The sequence below is a fragment of the Halocynthiibacter sp. SDUM655004 genome (assembly GCF_026015885.1).
Classification (GTDB): domain Bacteria; phylum Pseudomonadota; class Alphaproteobacteria; order Rhodobacterales; family Rhodobacteraceae; genus Falsihalocynthiibacter; species Falsihalocynthiibacter halioticoli.
The window spans coordinates 997242-1010721 of record NZ_JAPDUG010000001.1; the positions used below are offsets into that span (position 1 = coordinate 997242).

14 protein-coding genes and 1 tRNA gene are annotated in these 13480 nt (G+C 54.5%); 9 read left to right on the plus strand and 6 right to left on the minus strand.

The annotated features are described in order from the left end of the window. The first annotated feature begins 164 nt into the window (after positions 1-164). The 6 genes from N9C89_RS04930 (at position 165) to N9C89_RS04955 (ending at position 7682) form a co-directional block, all read left to right on the plus strand. Positions 165-1691, plus strand: coding sequence for a sugar ABC transporter ATP-binding protein (locus N9C89_RS04930; protein ID WP_263952724.1), 1527 nt, complete (start codon positions 165-167; stop codon positions 1689-1691). Further along, positions 1684-2700 carry an ABC transporter permease gene (locus N9C89_RS04935; RefSeq protein WP_394358471.1) on the plus strand — a complete coding sequence of 339 codons (1017 nt, stop codon included), beginning with the start codon at positions 1684-1686 and terminating at the stop codon, positions 2698-2700. Before N9C89_RS04930 ends, N9C89_RS04935 begins: the two co-directional genes overlap by 8 nt. Positions 2701-2791: 91 nt before the next feature. Beyond that, positions 2792-3748, plus strand: a complete 957-nt coding sequence (locus N9C89_RS04940) for a substrate-binding domain-containing protein (RefSeq protein WP_263952725.1) — start codon at positions 2792-2794, stop codon at positions 3746-3748. A 187-nt stretch (positions 3749-3935) separates the two neighbouring features. Next, complete coding sequence (locus N9C89_RS04945) at positions 3936-5231, plus strand: mechanosensitive ion channel family protein (RefSeq protein WP_263952726.1); 1296 nt, start codon at positions 3936-3938, stop codon at positions 5229-5231. Positions 5232-5236: 5 nt separating this feature from the next. Next, the gene (locus N9C89_RS04950) at positions 5237-7171 is read left to right on the plus strand and encodes a mechanosensitive ion channel domain-containing protein (protein ID WP_263952727.1); all 1935 of its coding nucleotides are present in this window, start codon (positions 5237-5239) and stop codon (positions 7169-7171) included. Positions 7172-7208: 37 nt separating this feature from the next. Beyond that, a complete protein-coding gene (locus N9C89_RS04955; protein ID WP_263952728.1) occupies positions 7209-7682 on the plus strand; it encodes a hypothetical protein in 474 nt (157 codons plus the stop codon). Positions 7683-7820: 138 nt separating this feature from the next. Here the strand turns inward: N9C89_RS04955 and N9C89_RS04960 are convergent. Further along, positions 7821-7904, minus strand: a tRNA-Tyr gene (locus tag N9C89_RS04960). Between the two features lie 112 nt (positions 7905-8016). Here N9C89_RS04960 and rlmB point away from each other — a divergent pair. Together rlmB and N9C89_RS04970 are read left to right on the plus strand one after the other, a co-directional pair. Then, a complete protein-coding gene (gene rlmB, locus N9C89_RS04965) occupies positions 8017-8793 on the plus strand; it encodes a 23S rRNA (guanosine(2251)-2'-O)-methyltransferase RlmB (RefSeq protein WP_263952729.1) in 777 nt (258 codons plus the stop codon). A gap of 96 nt (positions 8794-8889) precedes the next feature. After that, the gene (locus N9C89_RS04970; protein WP_263952730.1) at positions 8890-9345 is read left to right on the plus strand and encodes a YHS domain-containing (seleno)protein; all 456 of its coding nucleotides are present in this window, start codon (positions 8890-8892) and stop codon (positions 9343-9345) included. Between the two features lie 180 nt (positions 9346-9525). Here N9C89_RS04970 and N9C89_RS04975 read toward each other — a convergent pair whose 3' ends face one another. The 3 genes from N9C89_RS04975 to hisA all read right to left on the minus strand — a co-directional run bounded on the left by N9C89_RS04975 (position 9526) and on the right by hisA (position 11391). Continuing rightward, positions 9526-9834, minus strand: a complete 309-nt coding sequence (locus N9C89_RS04975) for a phosphoribosyl-ATP diphosphatase (RefSeq protein ID WP_263952731.1) — start codon at positions 9832-9834, stop codon at positions 9526-9528. Further along, positions 9831-10595, minus strand: coding sequence for an imidazole glycerol phosphate synthase subunit HisF (gene hisF, locus N9C89_RS04980; RefSeq protein ID WP_263952732.1), 765 nt, complete (start codon positions 10593-10595; stop codon positions 9831-9833). Before hisF ends, N9C89_RS04975 begins: the two co-directional genes overlap by 4 nt. Positions 10596-10671: 76 nt before the next feature. After that, on the minus strand, positions 10672-11391 hold the full coding sequence (gene hisA, locus N9C89_RS04985; RefSeq protein ID WP_263952733.1) for a 1-(5-phosphoribosyl)-5-[(5-phosphoribosylamino)methylideneamino]imidazole-4-carboxamide isomerase: 720 nt from the start codon (positions 11389-11391) through the stop codon (positions 10672-10674). Between the two features lie 196 nt (positions 11392-11587). On the opposite strand from hisA, the gene N9C89_RS04990 reads away from it, so the two are divergent. Beyond that, positions 11588-11971 carry a DUF2147 domain-containing protein gene (locus tag N9C89_RS04990; RefSeq protein WP_263952734.1) on the plus strand — a complete coding sequence of 128 codons (384 nt, stop codon included), beginning with the start codon at positions 11588-11590 and terminating at the stop codon, positions 11969-11971. 53 nt (positions 11972-12024) lie between these two features. Here N9C89_RS04990 and hisH read toward each other — a convergent pair whose 3' ends face one another. Then, positions 12025-12663, minus strand: a complete 639-nt coding sequence (gene hisH, locus N9C89_RS04995; RefSeq protein WP_263952735.1) for an imidazole glycerol phosphate synthase subunit HisH — start codon at positions 12661-12663, stop codon at positions 12025-12027. Further along, on the minus strand, positions 12663-13250 hold the full coding sequence (gene hisB, locus N9C89_RS05000; RefSeq protein WP_263952736.1) for an imidazoleglycerol-phosphate dehydratase HisB: 588 nt from the start codon (positions 13248-13250) through the stop codon (positions 12663-12665). The genes hisH and hisB overlap by 1 nt, the downstream gene beginning before the upstream one ends. Positions 13251-13480: the final 230 nt, after the last annotated feature.

Here is a 13480-nt window from a genome sequence, read left to right on the forward strand (position 1 = left end):
AAGCCTTGGTGGCTTTGCCTTTTCCTGCATCATATCCGTTGTGTCGTAAAACGCCAATGAAAAGGTTTACAGGTCGCCATGAAAAGGTTTACATTATTTCTGAAAAGGTTTTCATAGTCGGCACTTTCCTGCGGGAGACAGGGGTGTCGTGGGGAGGAAAAGTAATGCTGGATAGCGTGCAGGCGGAAACGCCCGTGCTCGCCGCAGAGCGCGTCAGCAAATCATTCGGAGCCATTCCGGTTCTGTTTTCAGTGAGTTTTGATCTTCGTGCTGGTGAGGTTCATGCGCTGATTGGTGAGAATGGTGCTGGCAAATCCACCTTGATGAAAGTGCTGTCCGGTTTTCATCCGGCAACCTCTGGAACGCTGCGTGTGGATGGTGAGGAAGTTACCCTTCCGCCAAACGGGCAGGCCGAGGACATGGGGATCGTATTGATCCACCAAGAGCTTAACCTTGCCGAGCAGATGACGGTTGAAGAGAACATCTTCCTTGGCCGCGAACAGAGCCGCAACGGCTTTCTTGATCGTGCCGCCATGACTGAAGCCGTGCGCAAGATGTTCCTTGACGTGGGTCTTGATATTTCGCCCAAGGCGCGGATTTCGAGCCTGTCGATTGCGGAAAAGCAGATGGTCGAGATCGTCAAAGCCATGAGCCGCAATGCGCGGGTCCTGATTATGGACGAGCCGACCGCTGTGTTGACCGAAGCGGAAACCACAGTGTTTTTCGCGCAGGTCGAGAAGCTCAAGGCAAAAGGCACCGCAATCATGTTTGTGTCTCACAAGCTTCAAGAAGTGCAGGCGATTGCGGATCGCGTAACGATCCTGCGCGACGGTCAATGGATTGCAACAAAACCAACAGGTGAGTTCACGCTTGATGCGATGGCGCAGATGATGGTGGGGCGCGAGCTCTCCGATCTGTATCCGCCGATGAATGAAGCGGATGTGGATGCTGAGCGCGTTCTTGAGATCGAGGGCCTGACGACGCAAAACATTCGCAACGTGAGCTTTGATCTGCGCAAAGGCGAGGTCTTGGGATTTTCGGGGCTGATCGGCTCCGGCCGGACAGAAGTTTTCGAAGCTATTTGCGGGCTCAAGGATATTGATAGCGGCGTTATTCGTGTGCATGGCGAGGAAGTGCGGTTCGCCTCTGTGGCCGATGCGCGGGACGCTGGGATTTGCTATCTTACAAAGGACCGTAAGGAAAAAGGGCTACTGCTAGAGCAGGAAATGCGCCCTAATATGACGCTGCTGGCGCTGCCGCGCTTTGTAAAAGGCTTCATGATTGACCGTGACGCAGAGCAGGAAGCGCTCGCGCGGGGTATCCGCCGGTTTGATATCCGCGCACGTGATCCAAAGGTCAAAGCAGGCGATCTTTCTGGCGGCAACCAACAAAAGCTGTTGCTGGCCAAGATCATGGAAGCCGACCCGAAGATCGTCATCATCGACGAGCCGACTCGCGGCATCGACGTGGGCACCAAACAGCAAATCTATCATTTTATTGCCGCACTTGCGGCGGAGGGGATGTCCGTTGTGGTGATCTCTTCGGAGATGCCCGAGATCATCGGCGTGTGTCACAGGGTTTTTGTGATGCGTGACGGCCAAATCATGGGCGCGCTCACCGGAGACGCTATCAACGAGACAGAAATCGTGCGCTATGCCGCTGGATTGAAAGGGGAGAAACACCATGGCTGAGACAACGGCTGGCGAAACCAAAAATAGCAGATTGCGGAACTTTGACTTCAAGACGATGGGGCCGGCGATTGCACTGTTGATCCTGTGCATCATCGGGTTCTCGCTAAACTCGGCCTTCTTGAGCGAGGGCAATATCACCAACTTGCTGACGCGGAGTGCCTTTATCGGGATTATCGCAGTTGGCGCGACTTTTGTGATTACGGCGGGCGGCATTGACCTCTCTGTTGGGTCCATGGCGGCGGTGATCGCGGGGATCATGATTATCGTGATGAACAACGCGGTCGAAACGCTCGGCACGGGGGTTGCAACTGTTCTTCTTGGCTGCGGGTGTAGTGTTATTCTCGGACTTGGTGCGGGATGGGTGAACGGGTTCCTGACGACAAAAGGGAAGATCGAAGCCTTTATCGTAACGCTCGGCACCATGGGGATTTTCCGTTCGCTCGTGACCTATTTCGCGGATGGTGGCACATTGAGCCTCGATTTTGACCTGCGCGGTACATATCGCCCTGTCTATTACGAAGCTTTCTTTGGTCTGCCGATCCCTGTTTGGGTGTTCATCATAGTTTCGATTGCCGGTTGGATTTTGCTTAACCGCACAGCGTTTGGTCGCTATTGCACGGCCATCGGTAGCAACGAAGCCGTGGCGCGCTATTCCGCGATCAAGGTCGACCGTATCAAAACATGGACCTATGTGATCCAAGGCCTCTGTGTGGCTCTGGCGACGATCATCTATGTGCCGCGTCTTGGGTCGGCATCCTCGTCAACGGGTGTGCTTTGGGAACTTGAAGCGATTGCCGCGGTGATCATTGGCGGAACCGTACTTAAGGGTGGCTATGGCCGGATCGGAGGCACCATTCTGGGCGCTCTTATCCTGACGACCATCGGCAACATCCTGAACTTCACCGATATGATTTCCAACTACCTAAACGGAACGATGCAGGGCCTGATCATCATTGTGGCGGTTTGGTTGCAGCGCGCCGATTGGGGCCGGAAATCATCCAAAGAATAACGACAACAGAGATTTTGCGAGAAGTGGCGGTCAACCGTCACACCGCAGAAAACGGGCCAATCCGGCCCATCCATAACTAGGGAGGAAGACTATGACATTGAAAAAATCATTGTTTGCGGTAGCCGCAACGGGGGCGATGCTGCTGTCTAGCGCCGTATCCGCTGATGACAAGATCACCATTGGTGTATCCTATCCGACGCCAACACACGCTTGGGCTGCGGGTATGAACTGGCACGCTGAGCAGGCAGAGAAGCGTCTTGAAGCGCTCTATCCTGACGTTGATCTTGTGCTTGTGAACTCGCCTGATCCAGGTGCACAGGCTTCGGCGATCGAAGACCTTGTATCCGTGAACCAGATTGACGCGCTTGTTGTGCTTCCGTTTGAGTCCGAGCCGCTCACAGATCCGGTTCTTAACGTTAAGAAAACCGGCGCGCTGATCACAGTTGTTGACCGTGGTCTGAGCCAGCCTGGCATCGAAGACATCTATGTTGCGGGTAACAACCCAGAGCTTGGCCGTGTGTCTGCGCAATACATGAAGACGCGCCTCAAAGAAGGCGACAACATCGTTGTTCTTCGCGGTATTCCAACGCTGATCGACAACGAGCGTTTTGATGCGTTCATGGCCGAAATCGAAGGCTCCGGCATCAATGTTCTCGATCACAAGCACGCCAACTGGAACCGTGACGATGGTTTTGAAGTGATGCAGGACTTCCTGTCGCGCTTCCCTGACATTGACGCTGTTTGGGCGCAGGACGATGACATCGCAATCGGCGTTGTTGCTGCTCTGAAACAAGCTGGTCGCGATGGCGACGGCATGTTCGTTGTTGGCGGTGCCGGCATGAAAGAAACAATCAAGTCCATCATGGACGGTGACGAACTGATCCCAGTTGACGTTCTCTATCCGCCTTCGATGATCGCAACTGCGATGGACGTAACAGTCAACGCGTTCAAATCGAACGGTCCGGTTGCTGGTCGTTACATTCTCGGCGCGACATTGATCACACCTGAGAACGCAGCAGACTTCTATTTCCCTGACTCTCCTTTCTAGGCCTCCCTTTAGAGTACTGAAAGAAAATGGCGAAATAGATCGGGGGGGCTTCGGCTCCCCCTTTTGCGTGTGTGATAACGGTTGGTTTACTTGGAGGGGCGTGAGTTTCCTTTGACAGCCACTTGAGCCTCGCGGCCACTTTGTGCCAAGGTCAGGGGATAGTCCTATGTTTTTCTGGAGCAATTCCTTGCGTTTACTATCCCTTACCAAAACTCTCTTACTGTCGTTTTTCTTGGCCTTTTCTCTGTTTATGCCAGCACTGGCACAAGAGGGTGAGGGTGATGATGCGGAATCGGCAAAGATCGAGGCCGCTGTTGCCGAAATTAAAGCCGCCGACCATCGACAGATGAAATTCCTGTTGCTGCCCTATACCGCTGCGGAACTGTCCTCCGCGGCTGACATTTGGCAGGGCGTTTTAAAGCAAGATTTGGTTGTGGTGAGCGGAACCAACTCCAAACTCGAAGTTGCAAGCGGTAAAGAAGCCGATGCGCTCCGCGCCGAATTGGAAACCCAAACATCGGCAATGGCCGATACGCTCGAAAAGTATCAAGACATTCTGAGCAGTTGGGAAGACAAAGGCGGTAACCCAGACGAAATCAAAGTGCACGAAGACTATATGTCTGCGGTATCTTTGGCGACCCTGAGAACCACTGATTTGCAATCCTTGTTGCGTGGTGCCGGTGATTGGCTCATCGCGCTTGATGGTGGTTTGAAAATCCTGCTGATCATTGTTGCAGGTATTGTCGCGTTTTGGATTTTGCGCTTCGTTGCCCGTTTCGTGCGCAACTTGGTCAATCGCAAGATGAACCTTGTGCCGAATGTTTCACGCCTGCTGCGCAATTTTATCGGCACAATCGTTTACTGGGCCGTTGTTGTAATTGGCATTATGGTCGTGCTCGGCTTTATGGGCGTGAATGTGACACCTCTGTTCGCTGTACTTGGTGGCTTGTCTTTCATTGTTGCCTTCGCCCTGCAGGATACGCTGAGCAATTTCGCGAGCGGGTTGATGATTATGTTGCTGAAGCCCTTTGATACTGGGGACTACATTATCACGGCTGGTATTGAAGGTACGGTTGATGACATGTCGATCGTTTCAACGCGTTTGCGAACTGTCGATAACAAGGTGGTTGTTGTGCCCAATAGCAAGATTTGGGGCGATGTTATTACCAACGTTACCGCTTCGAATACGCGGCGTGTCGATATGGTATTCGGGATCGGTTATTCCGACGATGCACAGCAGGCGATTGATGAGCTGACAAAACTGGTCAATGCGCATCCGGCGACCCTCAAAGACCCTGCACCGGAAATCTTTGTTGGTGAGCTTGGCGACAGTTCGGTGAATATCTTCTGTCGGACATGGACCAAGACCGATGATTATTGGGCGTTCCACTGGGATATGATGGGGCAAGCCAAAGAGAAATTCGACGAAAAGGGAATTTCAATTCCGTTCCCACAACGGGATGTCCATATCATTTCGGAGTAACGCGTATGCATAAGTCCGCCCCCAACGGAGCAGCCAACATCACCACATCAACCTATCGTCGGTGTGGTGATCAAACGGCCATGGCATGCGAAGCGGGGCGGGCCATCGATCGCGCCGGTGTTGTAGCAGCCGCGATGAAGGCGAAACCCCCGATGCGCGGAGTCGCATGGTTGGCGACATTTGTCACCACCGTATTGATGGTGTTCCTCTTGTTCTTGGCGCCTGTCTTTGCACAGGACGCCCCGAACACCACCGACTTTCCACAAGACAGGCAGGTCACGCCGGAGTTTGCTGCAAACGTAAAGCTGGATGGCAAGGAGTTGTTTGTTGTGCGCGGCTCGCATGTGCTGCCAGCGGACGATCGCGCCAAACGGGTTGAAGAGCGACTAATTGAAGCCGCTGAAGCTTCGGATTCCGCGACTGTAGATATTCAAATTGTCGATGGTGAATTCGGCAAGGAAATCATAGTTAATGGCAAGATGGTCACCGTTGTGGCGCCGATTGATGCCGAATACGAGCAACTGTCGCAGGAGCTTCTTGCGGCGCTCCAGGCCGAGCGGATTGAGGCTGCTATTCTGGAGTATCGAAGCCGTCGCTCCCATACGGCGCGGGTGGAAAGCACCAAGGAAGCCGTGGCCTATACTATTGGCTTCCTGATTATCTCCTATTTCTTTTTCAGCCGCCGCAAACGCGTGGTCAATGCTGTTGGCCGCGTGGTTAAGAAACAGTCGAAAGACCTTGAGACAGTAACAAAATCTATGGTCCGAACCCGCGCCATTGCAGCGCTGGTGAGTTATCTGATGAACCTGCTGCTTTGGGTCATTTATCTGATCTTATTCTATTACTTCCTCTCTTTTGTTCTGATCTCCTTCGCCGAGACGCGGATGATCGCCGAGGTTCTACTCTCTACCGTTTCTGATCCGCTAATAAATCTCGTGCGCGGTATCATGGACTACATGCCGAGCCTGATTACGCTGATCATCATTTTCATCGTAGCGCGGTTTACGCTTCAGGGGGTGAAGCTATTTTTCGACAATATGGAAAGCGGCCTGATCGAGATCGAATCCTTCGAGAAACAATGGATTGCTCCAACTCTATTTCTGGTGCGCATTGTGATCATCATGATCGCGCTGGTCTTTGCCTATCCCTATATTCCGGGGTCGAATTCAGCAGCCTTCCAAGGGCTGACACTTCTGGCGGGTGTGATGCTCTCGCTCGGGTCTAACACCGTTGTCAGCAACATGATGGCGGGCCTGTTCGTGATTTACCGGCGCAGTACCAACATCGGTGACCGCATTCAGGTCGGCGATAAGGTTGGCGATGTGGTTGAAATCAAACTGATGGAAACGCTGATCAAGTCGACAAAGAACGAAATGATCTCGATCCCCAATGCGCAGCTTTTGAACTCCGAGATCGTGAACTATACGCGCCACGTGGACGGCCGCGGCATCCTTGTACATACCACGGTTGGGATCGGCTATGAGGAACCGCCAGAGAAGGTTGTGGCCATGCTCAAGGAAGCGGCTTTCCGCACCAAGGGGCTGCTGAAAAATCCTGATCCGTTCGTGCTTTGGACCCAGCTTGGGGATTATGCGATCAACTATGAAATCAACGCGTTTACAACACGGGGCATGTCGCTGCCGAAAATCAGATCTGATCTGCATGAACACATCGTTGAGGTTTTCAACGAAAACAGCACCCAGATCATGACGCCGTCTTATATCGCAGATACGGAAATTCCGAAAATTCCGGAAGGTCCGTGGGATGGAAAGCTCGCTCTCGCAAAAAAGCCCGTCAAGGAGCCGGAACCCGCAAAAGAGCCAAAGCCAGAACCCGCGAAAGAGCAAGCGGAGACTAAGGCAGCGGCCAAAACGGAGCCGGCCAAAAAGACCAAAGTAAAGCCACGGCGCAGGTCGCTCAGATCGCGCAAAAAATCTTAGCCGTGCAATTTCGCGCGGAAAAAGGAGTACGTAAGTTATGATGAAAGTTATTCTTGGAATCGTTATCGGCGCCGCAGTTGTCGGCGGCGTCTATTACTGGCAGACCAAGCCAGAGCCAACGCCCGCCGAGCGGATTGAAAAGGCGCTGAATGACGCCGGAGATGCCGCCAAGGAAGCGCAAGAGGCGCTTAAAGACGGCGCGACGATGGCGGGTAAAGACCTGCAAGCCAAAATGGAAGAGACTGCCGCTGAGTTTGCTGAGAGCATCGGTATGACTGTTGAACAGATGAGTGCCGAGGTTACGGGGCTTGTCGAGAAATGGGAGCAGGAGGGTATCCTGACCGAGAACGGCTTTGATTATAACAAGGCCACAGATGCGGTTAATGACAGCACGCTTGCGCAGGACACCAAAGATCAGATTGACGCGCTTCTTGAACAGATTCGCGACACGCCGGAAGTCTTCGAGCAGAAGTGGAAAGAGATCGGCGCGCTGCTCAAGGCGGAAAACTAGGATTAGTGCCGCGCCTCTGTTTTCGCAGGGGCGCTGGCAATCGGAAAAGATAGCCTTAAAAACAAAACAACCGCCCGAAGGCGGCTGTTTTTTGCGGATCATTGCGGCGGCGAATTTGCCTTCGCACATTGATCTAAATGGTGGGCGACCCTGGAATCGAACCAGGCGTGAGTCGCCTCGAGGGAGTTACAGTCCCCTGCCACACCTTGCGGCCTGTCGCCCAACGAGGGAGGGGATACCCGCCTGTGATTAGGGCGTCAACAGGAAAATACCTTGCATCTGCACGCGGGCTCTGCGCATTGTCCGCCGCGCACGTAAACAAAGGCGAATGACCATGCAAAAACCAAAGTGGGTGATCGAAAAAGAGCAGGAAAAACGGGCTTCGGCCAATGCAACGGTGTGGCTGTTTGGTCTGCACGCGGTGCGTGATGCTTTGGTCAATCCCAACCGCGAGCGATTGCGCCTTATAGTGACGAAAAACGCCTTCAACAAGCTTGAGGCCGAAATCAACGCTGCGGGAATCACTCCGGAAATCGTGGACCCGCGTAAATTCACAGCGCCAATCGATCCGCAGTCTGTCCACCAAGGGGCCGCACTTGAGGTGAAGCCGCTGGATTGGGGGCCCCTTGAGGAGGCCTGCATGGCTGCAGACGGGCAGGTGCCGCGCGTGGTTCTGCTTGATCGGGTCACAGACCCGCATAACGTCGGGGCGATTCTGCGTTCGGCAGAGGTCTTCGGTGCGCGGGCTGTTGTCTCTCTCCTGCGCCATTCCGCACCCGAAACTGGTGCGCTGGCTAAAACCGCATCTGGCGCACTGGAGCGCCAACCTTATCTCCGCATCCGAAATCTCGCTGATGCCATTACGACTTTGCAACAAATGGGCTATTTCGTTCTTGGTCTGGACGGTGAGGCGGAGACTGATATTGCAACTGCAGTTGAAGGCAAGATCGACCGCCCCATTGCGCTGGTGTTCGGCGCCGAAGGGCCAGGGCTGCGGCAGAAAACTAAAGAAACCGTTGATATGCTTGTGAAAATTCCGTACGCCTCGGATTTCGGTTCGCTCAACGTGTCCAACGCTGCTGCCGTCGCGCTATACGCTGTGCGCCCATAATTTGGTTGTCAGAGCACTCGCGCGCGGTCACAGATTTGCGAGGGGGCTTGGATTTTCTGCGTGAAACGTCATCCTTACGTTAACGAAAGGTTTGATATGCTTACACGCCGCCATTTTATTGCTCTAAGTTCTGCTGCCCCGCTATTAGGCGGCGCATCTGTTTTGCGCGCGCACGACCATAATTATGTGTTCAATACCGGCGGTGTTGCGATCAACGGATTTGACCCAGTGGCGTATTTCACCGAGGGCGCTCCAGTGATGGGTGACACGCGCTATGAGGTGAAATGGGAAGGCGCGGTTTGGGTGCTTGCGAACATGGAAAACCTCGAGATGTTCATGGCAGATCCTCACCGTTACAAGCCGCAGTACGGCGGCTATTGCGCATTCGCGATGTCAAAGGGCGCAGTGGCCCCTACAGAGCCTGATACTTGGACAATCCACGATGGCAAACTCTATCTGAATTATAATCTCGCGGTGCGCGATGCGTGGCGTCAGGACATCTCCGAAAATGTTAAGAAAGCCGATGCGCATTGGCCAAGTGCGCTCGGCTAAACGGTTTTCCCGTTAGCGGTAATATCACAAAAACTTGAGAACTCTTTAAACCAGAGGCTGCGATACACAACTTATACTGTAGCTAGGGTTTGGAACGCCCGAGCATTTCACTGTCCCTCGTTCCACACTTGCGCCCGTCCTTTCCCCAAGGATCGGGCGCTTTTTCTTTGGTGTGTTGCCTTATCTGGCGGCCTTTTCGGCAATGCCGGAGGTGCCCTCGCGGCGCGCGAGCTCGGCCTCTACTTCGGCCAGTGTGACGCCGCGCGCCTCCAGCATGACGAGGAGGTGAAAGAGCACATCCGCGCTTTCGCAGATCAGTTCTTCGCGGTCGTTCTTGACGGCGGCGATGATCGCCTCAACGGCTTCTTCGCCAAATTTTTCGGCGCATTTTTCCGGCCCCTTGGCAAGGAGCTTGGCTGTCCAGCTTTCGGTTGGATCCGCTTTTGCGCGTTCTGATACAGTCTGGGCGAGTTTGGTGATCTGGGTCATGCGTCGAGCCTCACGTCTATGCCATTGGCGGCCATGTGTTCCTTGGCTTCACGGATTGTGTAATCGCCAAAATGGAAGATCGATGCGGCCAGAACAGCGGATGCGCCGCCTTCTTTCACGCCATCAACGAGGTGATCAAGCGTTCCGACCCCGCCGCTTGCGATCACCGGAACCGGTACAGCATCGGAAATGGCGCGGGTGAGGGGCAGGTTAAAGCCCGCACGGGTTCCATCGCGATCCATCGAGGTCAAAAGAATTTCACCTGCGCCCTTGGCCACAACGGTTTTGGCGAATTCAACCGCATCAATACCCGTGGCGCGGCGGCCACCGTGGGTGAAGATTTCCCATTTTCCCGGCGACACAGTTTTCGCATCAATTGCCACAACGATGCATTGGCTGCCGAAATGATTGGCCGCATCGGCCACCACATCTGGGTTGGCCACGGCGGCGGAGTTAAAACTCACCTTATCTGCACCGGACAGCAACAGCTTGCGCACGTCTTCGCGGGTACGAACACCGCCGCCAACCGTTAGTGGCATAAAGCAATGCTCTGCTGTGCGGCGCGCAAGGTCGTACATGGTGCCACGGTTTTCGTGGGTGGCCTTGATATCAAGAAAGCACAGCTCGTCTGCGCCCGCTGCATCATAAGCTTTGGCGCTTTCAACCGGATCGCCCGCGTCAATGAGATCAACAAAGTTGACGCCCTTCACAACGCGCCCTTCGGCAACGTCAAGGCAAGGAATAATGCGGGTTTTTAGCATGTTGTAGCTCTTTGGGTTGTCGTGCTGTGACACTCATACGGTAAAGCGGCAATGCGGGCCAGAGGTTTGCGCTGCTTTAGGCCAGCACTTTCAGCGCTTCCTTAAGATCGATCGCACCGTCATAGAGCGCACGGCCAGAGATCGCGCCGTTGAGTTCTGCGCCGCACGTTTTAAGCGCCTCAAGATCAGCAAGAGAACTTACACCGCCTGAAGCTATCACAGGGATCGAGACCGCATTTGCCAGAGCTGCTGTTGCCTCAACGTTGGGGCCTTGCATCGCACCGTCGCGGTTGATGTCGGTATAGATGATGGCTGCAACGCCTGCGTCCTCAAAGGATTTGGCGATGTCGGTGACCATCACATCGGTTTCTTCGGCCCAGCCACGGGTGGCCACGCGCCCGTTGCGTGCATCAAGCCCAACGGCCACTTTGCCGGGAAACTCGCGCGCTGCTTCGCGCACAAGATCAGGATTTTCAACGGCTACGGTGCCGAGGATGACCCGCGCCAGCCCTTTGTCGATCCAGCGGGCAATCGTCGCCATGTCGCGGATGCCACCGCCAAGTTGTGCGGGAACTTTGCACTGCTCAAGGATCGCTTCAACGGGGGCAGCGTTTACGGGTTCGCCTGCAAATGCGCCATTGAGATCAACGAGGTGTAGCCACTCGCAACCCGCTTCGACAAACTCGAGCGCTTGTGCGGCGGGGTTCTCGTTAAACACGGTCGTTTGGTCCATGTCCCCTTTGAACAGGCGCACGGCATTGCCGTCTTTGAGGTCGATAGCGGGGTACAGGATCATGGCGGTTCCTCTTGGAATATTCTGTGTGCCCGTCGCCACATAAACCGCGAACAGGGCAGGGTTCGCGCGCTTTTGGCATGGATCGCAACAGATTGCAAAACCTTGCGGCATTAGGCCGATATTTACAGCGACCCCACGTCAGGCTTGATCGGATTCGCATGCCAAGGGCAAAGTAGCGGAAATTGAGGAGGATCAAATGAAGAAGCTTGGATTAAGCCTTGCGGCGCTTGTTGTTGCGGCCACAGGTGCTTTGGCAGACCCTGTTGCGGGGGTGTGGAAGACACAGGAAGATGAGGGTGCTTTTGCGCACGTCACGTTGGCGCCCTGTGGTGACAAGATTTGCGGTGTGATTTCGCGGACATTCCGTGCCGAGGGGGAGTTTAAATCTGACACAATCGGCAAACCGCTGGTATGGGATATGGTTGCCCAAGGCGGCGGAAACTATAAAGACGGAAAGATCTGGCAGCCGTCCAAAGATAAAGTATACCGCTCCAAAATGGCGCTGAGTGGTGACACGCTCAAGGTTTCTGGTTGTATCGGGCCAATCTGCAAGAAGCAGACATGGACACGCGTGGACTAGACTGTTCGACCATTACAGAAAAGGCCTGCGGGTTGATGCGGGCCGATTTTCGATTAGGGCTTCCAGTTTAGAAAGTTTGCAATCATCCGCAGGCCTGTCGCCTGTGATTTCTCTGGATGGAATTGCATGCCCACAAGGTTATCCCGCCCGACGATCGCTGTAATATCACCGCTGTATTCAACATGCGCGAGGCGATGAGCGGGGTCGTTTACACGGAAATGATAGCTGTGGACGAAATAGGCGTGATCGCCTTCGTTGACGCCCTCAAGAACCGGGTGTGGGTTATCAAGTACGAGGTTGTTCCACCCCATATGCGGCACTTTGAGTGTTGGATCAGAGGGCGTGATTTTCACAACATCGCCACCGATCCAGTCAAAGCCTGCCGTATCCCTGTATTCGTGGCCTGTTGTCGAGAGCATTTGCATTCCGATGCAAATCCCAAGGAACGGGCGACCCTTTGCAATGACCGCTTCCTCGCAAGCCTCAAAAAGGCCCGTGTGGTCGAATAATTCGGCCTTACACGCAGGAAACGCGCCGTCACCAGGCAATACAACACGATCCGCTGCCAACACCTCAGCAGGGTCGGAGGTTACAACGACGGTGCCTGCGCCTGTTTCGGCGGCCATGCGCTGAAACGCTTTTTCCGCCGAATGCAGGTTGCCACTGTCATAGTCGATGATCGCCGTGCGCATTAAAGGGCGCCCTTGGTTGAGGGGATGGCGTCTGATTTGCGCGGGTCAACTTCCACAGCTTCACGCAACGCGCGGGCCACGGATTTAAACGTGGCCTCGGCAATGTGGTGGCTGTTGAAACCGTGCATCTGATCGATGTGGAGCGTGATGCCGCCATGCGTGCTAAGCGCCTGAAAGAACTCGCGCACCAATTCAGTGTCGAAGGTGCCGATCTTGGGCGTTGGCATATCGTTGTTCCAGATGAAGAATGGCCGCGCCGATAGATCAAGCGCTGTACGAATTTGTGCGTCATCCATCGCCAAGAGGCAGGAGCCATAGCGGCGGATGCCTTTCTTGTCTCCGAGGGCTTGGGTCAGAGCTTGGCCGATTGCGATGCCCACGTCCTCGACGGTGTGGTGGTCATCGATGTGCAGGTCCCCAGTCGCGCGTACGGTGAGGTCGATCAGCGCGTGGCGGCCGAGTTGGTCCAGCATGTGATCGAAAAAGCCCACGCCGGTCTGGTTGTCATAGAGGCCTGTGCCGTCGAGATTTACCTCAACAGTAATGTCGGTCTCTGCCGTTTTGCGCGTAATCTTTGCCGTCCGCATGGTGGTCTCCTGTGGCTTTTGGGGCCTTATAGGCCGCAGTTCTGTGCATTGAAAGGGCAAGTCGCGCCAGCTTGCGAGATGCCTGATCGCCTGTGCCTGAATTGCATCCGGACGGCTTCGAATCAAAGTTGGAATCATTTTGGCGTTGGGGCCTCTTAAGGCCGGAGAGCACGTGCTTACTGCCCTTTTTTGCCCAATAATTGTGCAGCACTATGTGTGGATAGGGCCAG

Excerpts from the sequence above, each read along its gene's own strand:
- N9C89_RS04940 (WP_263952725.1), top strand. The coding sequence starts at position 2,792 with ATGACATTGAAAAAATCATTGTTTGCGGTAGCCGCAACGGGGGCGATG.
- hisA (WP_263952733.1), bottom strand. The coding sequence starts at position 11,391 with ATGATCCTGTACCCCGCTATCGACCTCAAAGACGGCAATGCCGTGCGC.
- N9C89_RS04955 (WP_263952728.1), top strand. The coding sequence starts at position 7,209 with ATGATGAAAGTTATTCTTGGAATCGTTATCGGCGCCGCAGTTGTCGGC.
- N9C89_RS04970 (WP_263952730.1), top strand. The coding sequence starts at position 8,890 with ATGCTTACACGCCGCCATTTTATTGCTCTAAGTTCTGCTGCCCCGCTA.
- N9C89_RS04975 (WP_263952731.1), bottom strand. The coding sequence starts at position 9,834 with ATGACCCAGATCACCAAACTCGCCCAGACTGTATCAGAACGCGCAAAA.
- N9C89_RS04990 (WP_263952734.1), top strand. The coding sequence starts at position 11,588 with ATGAAGAAGCTTGGATTAAGCCTTGCGGCGCTTGTTGTTGCGGCCACA.
- N9C89_RS04935 (WP_394358471.1), top strand. The coding sequence starts at position 1,684 with ATGGCTGAGACAACGGCTGGCGAAACCAAAAATAGCAGATTGCGGAAC.
- N9C89_RS04950 (WP_263952727.1), top strand. The coding sequence starts at position 5,237 with ATGCATAAGTCCGCCCCCAACGGAGCAGCCAACATCACCACATCAACC.
- hisH (WP_263952735.1), bottom strand. The coding sequence starts at position 12,663 with ATGCGCACGGCGATCATCGACTATGACAGTGGCAACCTGCATTCGGCG.
- hisB (WP_263952736.1), bottom strand. The coding sequence starts at position 13,250 with ATGCGGACGGCAAAGATTACGCGCAAAACGGCAGAGACCGACATTACT.
- rlmB (WP_263952729.1), top strand. The coding sequence starts at position 8,017 with ATGCAAAAACCAAAGTGGGTGATCGAAAAAGAGCAGGAAAAACGGGCT.
- N9C89_RS04930 (WP_263952724.1), top strand. The coding sequence starts at position 165 with ATGCTGGATAGCGTGCAGGCGGAAACGCCCGTGCTCGCCGCAGAGCGC.
- hisF (WP_263952732.1), bottom strand. The coding sequence starts at position 10,595 with ATGCTAAAAACCCGCATTATTCCTTGCCTTGACGTTGCCGAAGGGCGC.